14 protein-coding genes are annotated in these 17489 nt (G+C 45.9%); all 14 read left to right on the top strand.

From position 1 onward, the window contains the following. Positions 1–93: 93 nt before the first annotated feature. The 14 genes from ACS5WU_RS02260 (at position 94) to ACS5WU_RS02195 (ending at position 17357) form a co-directional block, all read left to right on the top strand. Positions 94–1008 (top strand): glycosyltransferase family 2 protein, encoded by a 915-nt coding sequence (locus tag ACS5WU_RS02260; RefSeq protein WP_046444359.1) that lies wholly within the window; start codon positions 94–96, stop codon positions 1006–1008. A 14-nt stretch (positions 1009–1022) separates the two neighbouring features. Continuing rightward, positions 1023–2273, top strand: coding sequence for a competence/damage-inducible protein A (locus ACS5WU_RS02255; protein WP_302760675.1), 1251 nt, complete (start codon positions 1023–1025; stop codon positions 2271–2273). A gap of 138 nt (positions 2274–2411) precedes the next feature. Further along, positions 2412–3125: an NAD-dependent protein deacylase gene (locus ACS5WU_RS02250; protein WP_302760677.1), complete on the top strand. Its 714-nt coding sequence runs from the start codon at positions 2412–2414 to the stop codon at positions 3123–3125. A gap of 572 nt (positions 3126–3697) precedes the next feature. After that, positions 3698–4654, top strand: a complete 957-nt coding sequence (locus ACS5WU_RS02245; RefSeq protein ID WP_046444355.1) for an L-lactate dehydrogenase — start codon at positions 3698–3700, stop codon at positions 4652–4654. Between the two features lie 16 nt (positions 4655–4670). Beyond that, a complete protein-coding gene (locus tag ACS5WU_RS02240; protein WP_059108536.1) occupies positions 4671–5843 on the top strand; it encodes an NAD(P)-dependent malic enzyme in 1173 nt (390 codons plus the stop codon). Between the two features lie 290 nt (positions 5844–6133). Then, positions 6134–7501: a citrate/2-methylcitrate synthase gene (locus ACS5WU_RS02235; protein WP_046444353.1), complete on the top strand. Its 1368-nt coding sequence runs from the start codon at positions 6134–6136 to the stop codon at positions 7499–7501. Positions 7502–7640: 139 nt separating this feature from the next. Then, positions 7641–8810, top strand: a complete 1170-nt coding sequence (locus ACS5WU_RS02230) for a carbohydrate kinase family protein (protein WP_046444352.1) — start codon at positions 7641–7643, stop codon at positions 8808–8810. A 411-nt stretch (positions 8811–9221) separates the two neighbouring features. Next, the gene (locus ACS5WU_RS02225; RefSeq protein WP_160295655.1) at positions 9222–10442 is read left to right on the top strand and encodes an ROK family transcriptional regulator; all 1221 of its coding nucleotides are present in this window, start codon (positions 9222–9224) and stop codon (positions 10440–10442) included. 219 nt (positions 10443–10661) lie between these two features. Continuing rightward, on the top strand, positions 10662–11435 hold the full coding sequence (locus tag ACS5WU_RS02220) for an SDR family NAD(P)-dependent oxidoreductase (protein WP_046444350.1): 774 nt from the start codon (positions 10662–10664) through the stop codon (positions 11433–11435). Between the two features lie 44 nt (positions 11436–11479). Beyond that, positions 11480–12976 (top strand): sugar ABC transporter ATP-binding protein, encoded by a 1497-nt coding sequence (locus ACS5WU_RS02215; protein ID WP_059108537.1) that lies wholly within the window; start codon positions 11480–11482, stop codon positions 12974–12976. Between the two features lie 36 nt (positions 12977–13012). After that, positions 13013–13996, top strand: a complete 984-nt coding sequence (locus tag ACS5WU_RS02210) for an ABC transporter permease (protein ID WP_052740568.1) — start codon at positions 13013–13015, stop codon at positions 13994–13996. Further along, positions 13996–14994 carry an ABC transporter permease gene (locus tag ACS5WU_RS02205; RefSeq protein WP_052740567.1) on the top strand — a complete coding sequence of 333 codons (999 nt, stop codon included), beginning with the start codon at positions 13996–13998 and terminating at the stop codon, positions 14992–14994. Before ACS5WU_RS02210 ends, ACS5WU_RS02205 begins: the two co-directional genes overlap by 1 nt. Positions 14995–15144: 150 nt before the next feature. After that, entirely contained in the window at positions 15145–16227 is a 1083-nt protein-coding gene (locus ACS5WU_RS02200; RefSeq protein ID WP_046444347.1) for an autoinducer 2 ABC transporter substrate-binding protein, read from the top strand. 104 nt (positions 16228–16331) lie between these two features. Beyond that, complete coding sequence (locus ACS5WU_RS02195) at positions 16332–17357, top strand: Gfo/Idh/MocA family protein (RefSeq protein ID WP_046444346.1); 1026 nt, start codon at positions 16332–16334, stop codon at positions 17355–17357. The last annotated feature ends 132 nt before the right edge of the window (positions 17358–17489 follow it).

Raw genomic sequence — 17489 nt, 5'->3', positions numbered from 1 at the left:
TAAAAAAGAGCTTCGGCTCTTTTTTATTTTGCTCTTCTATTTTGCTTACAACCGTGATAAATTAGATAGGGAAAACAAATTCGGGAGACAAATATGGTCGATATTTTACTTGCAACATATAACGGAGAAGCGTATCTGCATGAGATGCTTCATTCGCTGCTGAACCAAAGTATACAGGATTTTCATATCTATATCAGGGACGACGGTTCAACGGATGCAACGCCAATTATTTTGGAGGGATTCCAGCAAAGCCATCCACAAAAAATAACAGTGGCAGACGATCAAAAAAGCATCGGGAATGCCCGTGATAACTTTTTTGAGCTGCTCCGTTATGCAAAGGACGATTATGTAATGTTTGCAGACCAGGACGATATTTGGCTGCCTGACAAGGTAAATCTTACGTTACAAACGCTGAAGGGAGCCGAGAGGGATTTTGGCGGGGCAATCCTTGCACATTCGGATCTCACCGTAGTGGATGATAAAGGCTCTGTTATCAATCCTTCGCTTTTTTCGATGCAAAAACTGAGCGCGGAGCGGCTGTATCTGAACCAGCTCTTACCCCAGAACAATATAACGGGCTGTACGATGATGATGAACCGTGAACTGGTGGATATGATCAGGCAAAGCGACCGGGCGTTGATGCACGACTGGTGGATTGGCCTTATCGCTTCTGCGTTTGGCCATATTGTGGTCGCCCCTAACCGCATCCATTACAGGCAGCATACGGCAAACGAGGTTGGCGCAAAGGATGTGAAGAGCGCTTCATATTTCAGGCAAAAGCTCTCCAATACACAGGGAATACGGGAATCTATCGAAAAAACCTACGCGCAGGCAGATGCTTTTTTACAGGCCTATGAAGACAAACTGTCGCCGGAGCAAAAAGAGTTGATCAATGTGTTTACAGGCCTTAAAACGTGCAGTGTGTGGAGACGTATACAGCTGCTCTCGAAATATCATCTGTATAAAAGTGGTGCGTACCGAAAGATCGGTCAAATAATTTATGGATAAGGAAGTAAGAAAAGATGAAAGCTGAAATTTTATGTGTTGGGACTGAACTGCTGCTTGGCGATATTGTCAACACCAACGCGGCATATATTGCAAAAGAACTTGCCAATATCGGGATTGACGTGTATTACCAATCCGTTGTCGGCGACAACAACGACAGGCTGAAGGAAAGCCTTGAGCTTGCGTTTTCACGCGCCGATATCGTTGTGATGACAGGCGGCCTTGGGCCAACCTATGACGATCTCACAAAGGAGACCGTTGCCGAATATTTCCACAAAAAAATGGCGCTCGATGAGGAATCCCTTAAGAGCATTACAGATTTTTTCGACAGGCTAAAGCGTCCCATGACGGAAAACAACAAAAAACAGGCAATGATGCCTGTTGGAGCTAAAATATTCCACAATGATAACGGTACTGCTCCGGGGCTTGCCATATCGGAAAACGATAAGACGGCGGTTCTGCTGCCGGGGCCTCCCGCGGAAATGCGTCCAATGTTCCGGCACGCGGTGATTCCATACCTGATGGGATTTTCGGATAAAGTGTTGGTTTCGCACAACATCAGGGTTTTCGGACTTGGGGAATCGCGTGTGGAGGATATGCTGTACAGCCTGATGAAAAACAGTACAAATCCTACGATTGCGCCTTATGCGAAACAGGGCGAGGTAACGCTGCGTGTGACGGCCGCTGCGGATACAAAGCAAAAGTGCGAAGAAATGATTGCACCGGTGATCAAAAATATTGAGGATATCGTCGGAAAATATATTTACGGTATTGACGTTGCAAACCTGCAGACCGCTGTCGTAGAGGAGTTGATCAGGAAAAATGTTACGATTGCGACTGCGGAAAGCTGTACAGGCGGCTTGATTTCGGAACGCATCACCCAAATCCCCGGTTCAAGCAAGGTTTTTGGTTGTGGGGTATGCTCGTATGCCAATGACATCAAACATCGCGTTCTGGGTGTTTCTGAGGAAACGTTATCACAATATGGCGCGGTTTCGGAGCAGACTGCAAAGGAAATGGCGCAGGGCGTCAGGCGGCTTGCGAAATCGGATATTGGAGTTTCCACGACTGGAATTGCAGGACCGGGTGGAGGTACGCCTGAAAAACCCGTGGGGCTTGTTTACATTGCCATCGATAGCGAACGTTTTCAGAAAGTGATTAAGCTGGAGCTCAACTACCATAAAGCCGATGAGCGTGAATATGTCCGCCATATGACCGCGCAGAATGTATTTAAACTGGTTCTCTCGGTTTTGAAGGAAAATTATTGAGATTAAGTCATATTTTGGCGCGGGGGTTTGAGCTATCCTCATTTTTTCTTCCGTCAATGTTCTGTGAACCGGAATTTATCTTAGCATACAAATAAATGGTGGTAACAATCCGCCATATTTTGAAACGAGGTAAGCACGATGGATCAAATCCGTGAATTGAAAGAAATGGTGAAAGACAGTAACAGGATCGTATTTTTTGGCGGGGCAGGCGTTTCTACAGAAAGTGGAATTCCGGATTTCCGCAGCGTGGACGGTCTTTACCATCAGACATACAGGTATCCGCCGGAGACGATTTTGAGTCACGATTTCTTTATGGCCAATACGAAAGAATTTTTCGAGTTTTACAGGGACAAAATGCTTCAGCCTGAGGCTAAGCCAAATTCCGCCCACAAAAAGCTTGCGTCATGGGAAAGGGAAGGGAAGCTCTCTGCTGTTGTTACACAAAATATTGACGGATTGCATCAGGCTGCGGGCTCAAAACATGTTCTGGAGCTGCACGGTTCGGTTCACCGAAATTATTGTATGGATTGCGGAAAGTTCTATGGTACAGAATATGTGCTTAATAGCAAAGGAATTGTGCGCTGCAGCTGTGGAGGAGTCGTAAAGCCTGATGTCGTGCTCTATGGCGAATCCCTGCGCAGCGATGTGCTGGAAGAATCTGTGTCCTGTATTGCAAGCGCAGATATGTTGATTGTCGGCGGGACATCGCTTGCTGTATATCCTGCTGCTGGACTCGTTGATTATTATATGGGAGCTAAGCTTGTATTGGTCAATAAGAGCGCAACGCCATTCGATCACAGGGCAGATTTGCTGGTTACTGATAAGATTGGCGACGTATTTTCGAAATTATAGGAATTAATGTTTCTTTGCACTTGATATTTACAAAAACTTGGGCCATAATATATATGTGGAAGTTTTCGAATATTTTTTGCAGAGAGGCAGACCGCATTCGTGACTACAATTCAAAAGCACCATAAATTGTTCATATACGCACTTGTTATTGCTTTTGTTTTTGTGTCGCTATTTTGCATTTGCGCGTCCTTTGCGGCGAATGACCAGGGAGAAAAACCGTTCCAGGGCAGGACGCAGGTTGCAGAAAGCATTTTTATCACAAGCGATATTTTAAATCCGTTTTTCAGTGCTTCACAATCGGAGCAGGATATTTCGAAGCTTTCTTTTCAAAAAAACATTCTCTCTTATTTTGACAGAGAAGAAGAGATGCAGCTTCAAAAGGCAATTAATATTTGGAACGTTATTGCAGTATTGTCCCTTGGGGTTATACTGTTTTCTTTTATTTCAATTTCGTATATCCACAAACAGAATGAAATTTCCGGGGATGTCGGTATATCTTTTTTGCATTGAGGGGCAAATTAGGTTTATTAAAATATCGTATTAATCTTATTAGGTGAGAGGGTAAAAAAATCATGAGGGAAAAAACAAAAGACAAGATCGTTGTAATTGGCTCTGGAAACGTGGGCGTTACTGTTGCTTACACGCTTATGCTTCGCAGGCTCAGCTCGGATATTGTGCTGATCGATCTCGACGAAGACAGGGCGCAGGGGAATGTACTGGACATGAATCACGGAATCGCGTTTTTCCGCCAGCTTTCGATCAAAATGGGAACGTACAAAGATTGCGACGATGCGTCGATCGTAATCGTTACGGCAGGAATTGCCCGTAAACCGGGCCAGACGCGCCTGGAGCTTGCCCAGACAAACGTGAAGGTAATGCGCGATATTGCGCGGCAGGCAACAAAAAACAATAAGGATATGATCATGCTGATCGTTTCCAATCCCGTTGACGTGCTGACCTATGTCGCACAAAAAGAATCAGGGCTGCCCGCCTCGCAGGTAATTGGCAGCGGCACTATTTTGGATACGTCCCGCTTCCGTTATTTACTTGGCAAGCATTTTGACGCGGATATCCGTGACATCAACGCTTACATCCTTGGGGAGCATGGCGATACGCAGGTGCCGATCTGGTCTACGATCACGATAGGCGGAGAACGCCTTGATGAATTCCTGACAGACAACAAAAAGGTTAAAATTAACCGCGAGGAAATATTCGAACAGACAAAGGGAGGCGGAGCGGAGGTTATTCAGCTGAAGGGCGCAACCTATTACGGGGTTGCAATGCTGACGTCGCGTATTGTTGCATCCATACTGGAGGATGAACATACCGTACTGCCTGTATCCCATGTGTTGAACGGAGAATACGGATTTAACGACGTGGCGATCAGCCTGCCATGTATCGTTACCTATGCGGGGATCAAACGGGTAATCGACCTGCACATCAATGACGATGAAATGGAGCATTTGAAATTATCGGCGAAAACCATGAAAACATTCTTGCATAAATCAATTTCTATACTAAATGACTAAAAAGGAGGACTTCACTATGGATTTTAAAGAAAAAGCATTGGAAATGCACAAAGCATGGGAAGGTAAGATTGAGGTAATCAGCCGCGTTCCCTTAAAAACAAAGGATGATCTGTCAATCGCCTATACTCCGGGCGTTGCGGAGCCCTGTCTCAAAATATCGGAAGATCCATCTCTTTCATACGTCTATACGCGCAGGCATAACCTGGTTGCCGTTGTGACGGATGGAACTGCGGTTCTTGGTCTTGGAGACATCGGCCCGGAGGCGGGTATGCCTGTTATGGAAGGAAAATGCGTCCTGTTTAAAACGTTTGGAAATGTAGACGCGTTCCCGCTGTGCATCCGCAGCAAAGAAGTTGACGACATTGTCAATACGGTAGCGCTCCTCGCGGGAAGCTTTGGCGGCATCAATCTGGAGGATATCAGTGCGCCGCGCTGTTTTGAAATTGAACGCAAGCTAAAAGAACGCTGTGATATTCCAATCTTCCACGACGACCAGCATGGTACTGCCGTGGTTACCCTTGCGGCGCTTATCAATGCGCTCAAGCTTGTGAAGAAGGATATCCATGACATCAGCGTGGTAACCTCCGGCGCAGGTGCTGCAGGAATTGCCATCATCAAGCTGCTTATGGCAATGGGGCTGGAAGATGTTGTGATGTGCGACAGGCACGGTGCGATCTATAAGGGAAGGGACGGCCTGAATGAAGAAAAAAAGGAAATGGCTGAAATTTCCAACAAAAAGATGAAAAAGGGAAGTATGGAGGAAGTGATAAAAGGCGCGGATGTATTCATCGGCGTTTCCGCTCCCGGAACCCTGACGGAAGACATGGTGAAATCCATGGCGGAAAACCCAATCCTGTTCCCAATGGCGAACCCCGTTCCGGAAATTATGCCTGACCTCGCGAAAGCAGCCGGTGCAGCCATCATCGGAACCGGACGCAGCGATTTTCCGAACCAGATCAACAATGTACTTGCATTCCCTGGTATTTTCCGGGGTGCGCTTGACGTACACGCCAGCGACATTAACGATGAGATGAAAATCGCCGCAGCCTATGCGATTGCAGGATTGATCACAGAATCGGAGCTTGAGCCTGATTATGTGATCCCCTCACCGTTTGACGAACGTGTTGCGCCGGCAGTTGCAAAAGCTGTTGCACAGGCGGCAAAAGATTCAGGCGTAAGCCGCATCTGATAAAACATGACAAAAAATGCCGGGGAAACCATCTTTTCTCCGGCATTTTTTTGTTTTGTTTTTAAAACGAATAAAAAAAGACGTTACACAGGCATTTTTTTATAGTATAATAACACTATATATATTTTTTTACAGTAGAATTTCGATTGTTTTACCGCGTAAGCTCTCCGCAGGCGCAATTTGCGGACAATCCAAGCTTATTGCAGGCCGCCCATAGATTCGAAAGTGGGTGCGGCTGGTTTTTTGCCATTATTATATATTAAAATTTTGAAACACGGGAGGAAAAATGAATGGAAAATAAAAACATCTCAGATATCACACCGGAAGTATTCGATTTAACGGAACGTATCTATCAGACGGGTGTCATCAATCCTGAACTTTATACAAAATATCAGGTTAAGCGCGGATTGCGGGATATCAGCGGGAAAGGCGTCCTTGCAGGACTTACCCGGATTTCGGATATCCAGTCTTTTATTGCGCAGGGAGATGAAATGGTACCCTGCGAAGGTAAGCTTTTTTACAGGGGAATCAATATCAAGGATATTGTAAAAGGCTTTATACAGGAAAAGAGATACGGCTTTGAAGAAGTCGCTTACCTGCTGCTCGTAGGTGAAATGCCCGACAAGAAAGAGCTTAAGGATTTCACACAGCTTTTGGCGCATTATAGAACGCTGCCAACGAGTTTTGTCAGGGATATCATTATGAAGGCCCCCAGCCAGGATATGATGAATACGCTTGCCAGAAGCGTGCTGACGCTTTATTCCTATGACGATAAGGCAAATGACATCTCCATTCCAAACGTATTACGGCAATCGTTACAGCTTATTGCGCTGTTCCCGCTGCTGTCGGTATATGGGTATCAGGCTTACCGCCATTATCATGACGGACAGAGCTTATTCATCCACGTGCCGGATCCTGAGCTTTCCACCGCACAAAATATTTTGCACCTTCTTCGCCCGGACAGCAAATATTCGGAGCTTGAGGCGCATATTCTCGACGTTTCACTCGTGCTGCACGCAGAGCATGGCGGCGGTAACAATTCTACGTTTACAACGCACGTAGTGTCGTCCTCCGGCACGGATACCTATTCCACGGTAGCCGCATCGCTGGGATCGCTGAAAGGACCGAAGCACGGCGGTGCAAACATAAAGGTCGTACAAATGGTTGAGGACATGAAGAAGAACCTCAGCGACTGGACGAGCGAAAGCGAGGTAAAGGATTACCTTACAAAGCTCCTGAACAAACAGGCGTTTGATAAAGCTGGCTTGATCTACGGGATGGGACATGCGGTTTACTCGCTGTCTGATCCGAGAGCGGATATCTTCAAGTCTTTTGTCCAGAATCTTTCGGAAGAAAAAGGGCTTTCCAAAGAATTCCAGTTGTACTCGCTCGTAGAGCGTCTTGCTCCTGAGGTAATTGCCAAGGAACGGAAAATTTACAAGGGAGTAAGCGCCAATGTGGACTTCTACAGCGGTTTTGTATACAGCATGCTGAAGCTTCCTACAGAGCTGTTTACGCCAATCTTTGCAATCGCCCGGATTGCGGGATGGAGCGCGCACCGTATTGAGGAGCTTTCCAACGCCGGTAAGATTATTCGTCCGGCTTATAAAAATGTCCAGGAGGAACGTCCGTATATTCCTTTGGATCAAAGGGGCTAAATAACAGTCCGGCTTTAGCAGACCGGGGATAATATGTATGCAGGATCGTTGAATGACAATTATAACATAATCATAAAACCCGTCCGCATAAAAATATGCGGACGGATATTACTTTCAAGAGAAAAAGGGGATATGTGAAATGAAATATGATGTAGTATGTGCAGGTCATATTTGTCTTGATATGACTCCAAAATTTCCAAAACATAATGAGGGAATCAAAAAAACTTTTGTACCAGGAAAACAAAACGACGTAGGAGATATGGTTTTTTCTACGGGCGGTAGTGTAGCAAATACCGGAATCGGGCTGATTAAGCTGGGTATGAATACGCCGTTGATGGCTAAGGTTGGAGATGATATCCTTGGGGGGATTATTGGCCAGCTTCTCGAGGAAAGTGGCGGGCCTAAGGAATTTTTGGCCGTCTCAAAAGGCGAGAGCTCTTCTTATTCGGTTGTGCTGTCTCTTCCGGGCAGTGACCGTATATTCCTGCATAATCCGGCAGTCAACGAAACATTTTGTGCATGCGATATCGATTTTTCGGTGGTAAAAGACGCGAAGATTATGCACCTTGGCTATCCTCCGCTCATGAGGAGCCTCTATCGCAATGGTGGGGAAGAGATGATTGCCATTCTCAAAAAAGCAAAAGAAACGGGCGTCACGACCTCTGTAGATACCGCTTATCCGGATCCCTCTTCTGAGGCTGCCTTGCAGGACTGGGAAGAAATATTTAAAAGTACGCTGCCCTATACCGATATCATCATGCCCAGTATAGAAGAAACTTTGATTATGCTGGACAGGCCGGAATTTGAAAGGCTCAAGCAGCTTGACGACGATGTTTTGGTTAACATCGAAGTGGATTATATTGCGGAACTGGGACAGAAACTGATGGACATGGGTGCTAAAATCGTTGTAATCAAATGCGGCACGCTTGGCTATTATGTCAAAACGGCAAACGCGGATCAGATTGCCGCAATGGGCAACGGCGCGCCTGCGGATGTTGACGCATGGGCGGACAAGGAGCTGTTCTCAGGTATTTATTACATAGAAGATATGAAATCTACCACTGGCGCAGGAGATACCAGTGTAGCAGGTTTTCTGGCTTCGCTCCTGAGAGGGTATTCGCCTTATGACGCCATCGACACTGCCTGTGCAACCGGAGCGATTTGTGTTACGGATTTCTCCGCAACCGGAGCAATTCCAAGGCTTGAAGAAGTACGCGCAAGAATTGACGCGGGATGGGAAAAACGTCCCGTAGACTATACCGGAAGCTTATTTACATATGATGAAGCGCGTAAACTTTACGTTAAATAATTTTTCATAAAAACAACACAAAGAAAGGGCAGTATGGAATGCTATTTTCATACTGCCCCTTTTTACTGAAAAGGTATATTTTAATAAAAACAGATTTCGAAATGTTAAATTAATTTTTTAATGAAATTATATATAAATGCAAAAAATCACATTTATAAAGCGTATTGCAAGCATACTCTCAATATATTTTCATGATAAAAATAATGCTTGACTTTGTGAGCATTTCATATTATGATAAAAATGTAAACAGACAGAGATGTTTATTTTATAAAAACACTATCACTTTTCAATCAATGACGATTATAATTAAATACAGAAACAAAATCTGCAGAACATCTTTTGTATTGCTTAGGTCAATTACTAAAATGAAATGCAGAAAAAGCAGAGAAGCAGGTAATGGTTATGTTGGATATGAGCAAACTGGAATTATCCGAAAAAGACAGAAATCAGTTACAGATTCTGGATGAACTGATTTCCCATGAAAAAGTTTCTGCATCTGATATCGTTTCAAAGATTGGAATCAGCGCAGCAACAATCAGCCGGGTTTTTCGGAATCTAAAAGACAAAGAACTGATTAAATATTTAGGCAAGGAAAAAACGGAAAAGGGCAGGAGCCCGGAGTTATTCAGTATCAATGATGAATATGGCTACATGATCCATTTTTATATGACTTCATCGGTAATTTATGGATATCTGATTAACATCAGGGGACACGTTGCGGGAAGGTATAGTATTAAATACAATCAACAGGGTACGCTCGAAGAGCTTCTTGCGATTATCGAAAAGGTAAAAAACGAGCTTATTGGTATGAACGCTCAAAGGTCGCTGCGTATTCTGGCGGCAGGGTTTTCGCTGCCGGGCGTTATCAATCCCAAGTCCAGGATGGTACATAAAATTCCGGATGTATATCTTTTAAGCGACACGCGGTTTTTCGATTATGCCGAGCGCATTCTGGGAGTGCCGGTTATCGTAAACAATGTATCGTGGCTGGCAACCGTAGGCGAAAAAGCTTCCGTATATCCTTTTGTAAAGGATATGGCATATATTACGATCACACAATCCACCGGAATCGGTATGGGCATCATGATCGATAACAATCTTGTAAAAGGCGGAAGAAACTATGCGGGAGAGGTAGGGCAAACCTATTTTGATAATAACTGTTCTTTCGAGGAATATGTGAAAGGTAAAGGCCAGCTTGAATCTGAAGCAAGCCTGCAAACGCTTTATAACCGTATAGAGGATGAGCTAAGGGCAGGTAAATGCGGGTTATTAAAACAGGTCATGGAGGAACAGGACACCGATACAATGACGCTTGAACTATTAGAGGAAGCGGCTGTAAAGGGAGATCAGGACGTAAAAAAGGTTTTTGATAAAACATTGAAAGCATGGGCTATGATCATCATTAATATCGATCTGATGATCAATCCGGAGCTGATCGTAATCGGCGGGAGCATATCGACGGGGAATCAATACATTTTGACTTCCCTCAATGAAATGTTCTCCAGACTGGGGCTTTTCAAGCCCGATATCAGGCTCAGCGTGCATGGAGAAAACGCGCAGCTGATTGGCGGTATACAGGCATTGAAGGAATATGCTTTCAACCAGGTGATTATCAAAGAAGTGATTAGCTAAATTAAGAAATCCAAAGGAGGCGTTGAAAATCGTTCATCAACAAACAGGTCTATTTTAACGGCATATCTGAAAAGTGTACAAATTTCTAACGAAATGGCGTTGCTTGGAAAAGATATCCCAATATAAGAGGCCATTTCAAAACCAATAATCGTATTCGTAAAAATTGATAGTTGTCTTTACTGTTCTCAAAAATGATATTCATTCTAGGAGGTTTATTTCATGTTGAATTTTTTTGACCTGACAGGAGAGGTTGCATTTGTAACCGGAGCAAGCAAGGGACTTGGCAAAATGTTTGCAAACACGCTCGCAGCAGCAGGAGCAAAGGTTTGCCTGTTGTCTTTTGAGAAGGAAGACCTTATACAGACAGAAAAGGAAATGACACAGGCCGGCTATGACGTAATGAGCTATTTTGCAGATATTACGAACGAGCAGGAAGTTGAAAAAGCAGTCGACGCGTGTGTTGAAAAATATGGAACGATTGATATTCTGGTAAATAACGCAGGCATAGGACGACTGAATAAAGCGCCGCAGGACACGAGCCTGAAAGAATGGGAAAAGGTGATTGACATCAATGTGAACGGCAGCTTTATTTGCGCGAAGGCAGTTGGGAAGGTCATGCTCAAGAACCGCAAGGGCAAAATCATCAATATGTCCTCCATATCCGGCAAAGTAATCAACAAAGGCGTGCATGGCGGATCTTACGACGTATCCAAACAGGCGATCGACGGACTCACAAGGGCGCTTGCAGCTGAATGGGCACAATACAACATTAACGTAAACGCGATTGCTCCAGGGTATTTTATGACCGATCCGAATAAAGAATTTTTTGCGGCAGATCCGGACTTTTATGACGTAGCGCTTGGTATGATCCCTGCTGGGAAGATGGCAAATCCGGAGGATTTGGCGGGTACGCTTATTTACCTTGCATCCGGCGCTTCCAATTATGTGCATGGCACGATTATTCAGGTAGACGGCGGATATATGGTATGGTAATCCACTGAGTTTGGCAACAGAATTTTATTGAGAGGTGAAAACAAGTGGCAAATGCGTTGTTACAGTTAAGCGATATCACAAAAGAATTTCCGGGAGTGCTGGCGCTTAATAAGGTACAGCTTGAAATCGGCGAGGGCGAAGTTTTGGCGCTGGTAGGCGAAAATGGAGCTGGCAAATCCACGTTGATCAAGATATTGACAGGCGCTCTGGGCGGATGGTCTGGGGAAATACTCTGGAAAGGGAAACCCCTTGACGTTCATCAGCCATGGGAGGCGCAGCAGGCTGGTATTTCTACCATTTATCAGGAGCTGACACTTTGCCCGGACCTGTCCGTTGCAGAAAACGTATTCTTGGGGCGTGAACCCAGGAAAAAAAATGGATTGATTGACTGGGCAAAGATGAATGAGCTGACAAAGGAAGTGCTCGCACAGCTCAAGGTGGATGTTGCTCCAACCGCGCAGGTCGCGTCGCTCACCGTAGCGACACAGCAGCTCATAGAAATTGCGCGGGCGCTCACCATGAACGCACAACTGATTATTATGGACGAACCGACTTCATCGCTTTCCGAACATGAAGTTGCGACACTGATGCAAATCGTTAAAGACCTTCGTGCGAAGGGAGTATCCATTCTTTATATATCGCACAAATTTGATGAAGTTTTTGAAATATCCGACCGAATCAGCATTCTGCGCGACGGGGAATACATAGGCTCTATGAAGACGTCTGAAGCGACGATCGACGAGGTGCTTTCCATGATGGTGGGCCGTACTGTGAACGTACGTTTCAAGGAACGCAGCAATGAAATAGGGGAAGTAATTTTCTCTGTAGACGGATTAACGGCAGCGGGAGTGTTCGAGGATATCAGCTTTGACCTGCACCGTGGTGAAATACTTGGAATTTCCGGGCTTGTCGGTGCGGGCCGGACGGAAATGGCACGGGCAATCTTTGGAATTGACCGTGCAGATTCAGGAGAAATGACAATTTACGGCGAACGTCACAAAATTCCGAAATCTCCAAAAGAAGCGCTACAGCTTGGCATCGGTTTTCTTCCGGAGGACAGGAAAGAGCAGGGGCTTGTGCTGTTGATGTCAATCGAGGCAAACGTTACAATGACTTCGCTCGCAAAAAACAAACATAACTTTGCAATCAAATTTAAGGAAGAGCGCGCCCTCGTTGGCGATTACGTTGAAAAGCTGCTCATTAAAACACCTTCTATCGAGCAGCTCGCACAGAATCTTTCCGGCGGTAACCAGCAAAAGGTTGTTATCGCAAAATGGCTGGCAAGCGAATCGAAGATATTGATTTTTGACGAGCCGACACGCGGAATCGACGTAGGCGCAAAAGCGGAGATATATGAGCTTATGAATGAATTGGTGGCGCAGGGGTACGGCATTATCATGATTTCTTCCGAGCTTCCCGAGGTAATGGGTATGAGCGACAGGATTATAGTGATGCACGAAGGAAAAATCGCCGGCATTTTCAACAAAAAAGAAGTAACACCGGAGGCTATCATGAGTTATGCAACCGGGATGAACAGCTAAAGTTTATGATCATATGAAACGGGAGGTACTTATATTGTGAAAAATGAGATAACAATGAAAGCCAAAAAGCAAGGCGGGAGCAAGCTTTTCAGCGCTTTTATGAATATCCCTGAACTGACGATCATTTTGTTCATTATTATTGTAGCCGTATTTATCGGCGTGCAGTCCAGTTCCTTTTTTACCGGGACGAATGCACTTAATATCACAAAACAGATCGCAGTAAATGGAATTATGTCGATTGGAATGATGCTCGCAATCATCTCAAAGGGCGTCGACCTTTCGATCGGATCTCTGCTTGGCCTTGTATGTGCAGTAGCAGGTTCGTTTATCAAGATAGGCGCGCCGGCGTGGGTAGTACTTCTGATCTGCCTGGCGGTAGGTGCGGCGTGCGGCTTTTTAAACGGATTTCTGATTGTAAAGCTCAAGGTAATGCCTATTATCGTAACGCTTGGTACAATGAACATTTTCCGCGGAATCGCTTATGTGTATTCGGGAGGAAAATGGACAACGAACCTGCCAAAGGATTTCCTTGTGATGGGCAACGACTTTGCGCCGGCGATTATTCTCGCGGCGGTGGTGATTCTCTTTGTGATCATCATGCGTTACACACGATTTGGACGATATGTTTACGCAATCGGGAGCAACGGAGATTCGGCAAGGCTTGCAGGTATCCATGTAGACCGTACCAAAGAAATGATTTATATGTGCTCTGGACTCCTTACCGGACTTGCGGCGATGATCTTTATCGGTAGGACCGGAGCAATCCAGCCAAGCGCGGGCGTAGGCTACGAAATGGATGCAATCGGAGCAGTTGTGCTTGGAGGCGTCAGCTTCCTTGGAGGAAAAGGCTCTGTTGTCGGAACCTTACTGGGGGCGATCCTGATGGGGCTTTTGATGAACGGAATGACGCTTCTCAAAATATCGGCTGATTTTCAGGGGCTTATCACAGGCGTAATCATCATACTGGCCCTGCTGCTCGATACTGCCAGAACGCTTTATAAGGAAAGGAGAAGACAGTAATGCAGAAATTGAAATCAAACAAAACAAGTGTTTTCTCAAAATTTGGATATGAAATCGCATTGCTGATTTTCCTCGGCGTGTGGTTTGTGATCATGGGGATTGCAAATTCAAGCTTCCTTACCATGGGCAACATCGTAACGGTTATTACGCGTATCAGCGAGGTTGCAATCGTTGCTGTTGGAATGACAGTCGTAATCATCGCCGGCGGCTTTGACCTGTCGGTTGGAACCGTGATGGCGCTTGTTCCCGCAATTATGGGAATTTGTTATGGGATGGGAATGAATTTTGCCCTTGCTATCATCATTGCAATTTTGGTTGCGGCTGTGATCGGCATCTTAAATGGCGTACTGATTGCCAAGGCAAGATTCCAGCCGATTATTGGAACACTGGCAACCATGACGGCGTTACGAAGCATCATTTATGTCATCACAGGCGGCAGCCCTATCAGCACCTTTCCCAAGGGCTATGACGGACTTGCACATGGTACCCTTCTTGGAATACCGATTCCGATCATACTGATGATTGCCATTGCTGCGTTGTTTATCTGGATCATGACCTCCACGAAATTCGGACGGTTTGTGTATGCGACCGGCGGTAATCCAAAGGCGGCAAATATTGCAGGGATCAATACGGACCGGATTACGATTCTGGTATATGTAGTGAGCGCGCTGCTGTCGGCACTTGCAGGAATCATATTTTCATCGCGGTTGATCTCTGCTTCCCCGGATGCGGGTACCAATACGGCCTTTGACGTTGTTACTGCGGTATTGCTGGGCGGTACGAGCATTGCCGGAGGGCAGGGGAATATTCAGGGCACCATCATCGGCGTATTGATTTTGAACTTTATCATCAACGGCTTTAACCTGATTGGAATCAACGCATACTGGCAGATGATCTTTATGGGATGCGTACTTCTTGCGGCAGTTGGATATGATTCCAAACGGCGCAACGGCGGATTTAAGATTGGGAAAAAGCAGAAAGCAGCAACAAACGCATAAAATATCAAAAATTTTTATATCGGAGGTGGTACGGGAGATATATTGGAAAAAAATCAGCCAAATATTCCTGCACATTGCGCGTGCGGAAAAGAATATGCGGTACTCAAAACAAATTGGAACTCTATTACTCAAAATCCAAGGAGGAAAGAAATGAAACAGTACAAATTTTTAGTAGCACTTGTTCTCGTGGCCATCATGGTAATTGGTGTGATCGGCTGCTCGGCTCCGGCAACGGAAAGCTCCGCACCGGCAGCATCAGGCGATGCTTCGGCATCCTCTGATGCGTCTCCTGCGGCAGACGCTTCCAAAGCGGCAAGCGGCGAACCCTACAAAATTGGCATCGTAGTAAAACAAATGGGCGCTCCGTATTTTGACTATGCGGCTGAAGGCGCTAAAAAAGCGGCTGCTGAAATGGGCGCGGAGGTTATTTCTTACACAGGTCCATCTTCTGAGGATGTGAACCAGGAAATTACTTTTATTGAAGACCTTGTAACGCAGGGCGCGGATGCGATCCTTGTTTCAACGGCAGACAGCACTGCGATTATCCCCACAATCAACAAAGCAATGGAAGCAGGCGTAGCGGTATTTACCTTTGATATCGACGCTCCTGACAGCGACAGGCTCTTCTGCATAACGGCAGGCGACGCAATCGAGAGTGGTACGGCAATCGGCGAAAGTCTTGCAAAACAGGTAGACGGAAAAGGGCAGGTTGCTCTCCTGACCGGCGGACTTGGTTCCGAAACGCTCAACCAGAGGCTTGACGCGATTAAAGCGGTACTGGATAAGTATCCTGACATCGAAATAGTGGCAACAGAAGCGTGCGACGATAATTTTGAAAAATGCGTATCCCAGGCGGAAAACCTGATCCAGACCTATCCTGACCTGAAAGCATTTGCTGGCGTTTCTTCCGTGAATCCTCCGGCCGCGGCTATGGCGATCCAGTCCGCTGGAAAAACAGGCGAGATCATTTCCCTTGGTATCGGCCTGCCGTCGCAGTGCTCCGAATATGTTGATGCAGGGATTATTCCTGAGCTGACACTGTGGGATCCGGGCGTAATGGGTTATGACGCGGTTGCAGCGGCAGTAAATTACCTCAAAGACGGAAGCCTTCCCAAGGATGGACAGGATTACGGCGAATATGGCGGAACGCTGATCGTTCCTGACGGCACAACCGTTGGATATATCCCCAGCATTATTTTCACAAAGGATAATGTTCACGATTACGAATTCTAAAACAGCTTAACAGTACCGGCTTTTTTCCCGGTTTGCTCCAAAACAGGGGCAACCGGGGAAGGCCGGAAACATCACAATCAGAAACAACGGAAGGTGGCAATAACATGAACGAACTTAGAATGGGCATCGTTGGCGCAGGCATCTGGGGAGAAACTCATGCCAGTATCTATAACGAGCATCCGTTTGCACAAACCGTCGCGATCTGCGACAAGGACAAAGCAAAAGCAGAGGCGCTTGCCGCCAAATTCGGTATTAAAGAAGTATATACCGATTACAAGGAAATGGCGGAGAAATCCAGCTGCGACGCGATTGCTATCGTTACGCCTGATTTTTTGCATGCGGATATCGCGATTGCGTGTGCAAACGCAAAAAAGGATTTGCTGATTGAGAAACCCCTTGCGACTACGCGCGACGACGTTTATAACATGATGGAAGCGTTCGAGAAAAACGGGGTGCGCGCGATGGTGGACCTGCACAATCGTTGGAATCCGACGGTGAATACTGCAAAACAATCCATTGACGCAGGAAACCTGGGTACGCCATACAGCGCATATGGCCGGTTAAATGACATCAAGTGGGTGGCTACCGATATGCTTTCCTGGGCGGCAAAATCCTCGATTTTGTGGTTTTTGGGGAGTCATTGCCTCGATACGCTGCGCTGGCTGATGGGCAGCGAAGTAGAGCGCGTGTACGCCGTATCCCGCGAGGGTGTTTTGAAGAAACTCGGCGTAGACGTACCTGATATGTATTTAACGACCATCGAATTCAAAAACGGCGGAATCGCCCAAATGGAAAACGGCTGGATTACGCCAAACGCCAACACTTGCATCAATGACATCAAATTTACTGTACTTGGTACGGATGGAATGATCAATATCGATTGCTCCAGCCACAATATGATACAGGAAGTAACAGACAAAAAGGTTACGACGCCTGACATTATTGTCAGAAACCGGGTGGACGGTAAGGTAAAAGGATTTGCATATGAAAGCATCCGCTCTTTCGTGGATCGTCTGATCGACGGAAAGCCCTTCCTTGTGAGCACGGAAGATGCTGCAAATACTTCTCTGGCCCTCCTTGCAGTTCTCGAATCTGCAGAAAAGAGAGAGCCTGTTGTCGTCAAATATTAGTAATTAACATTTTTCCTTCTCTGCGGACGGCGGTTATTGATAGTGTCCGCTTTCCGCAGCGGAAGGAGAATTCAGTAACGATGAAAACTACCATGATAACACGTCATTCGCGCGAAGATTGGATCAAATAAA

Source organism: Christensenella sp. KGMB01412, assembly GCF_055522415.1.
This window is presented reverse-complemented; position numbering and strand designations above follow the sequence as displayed.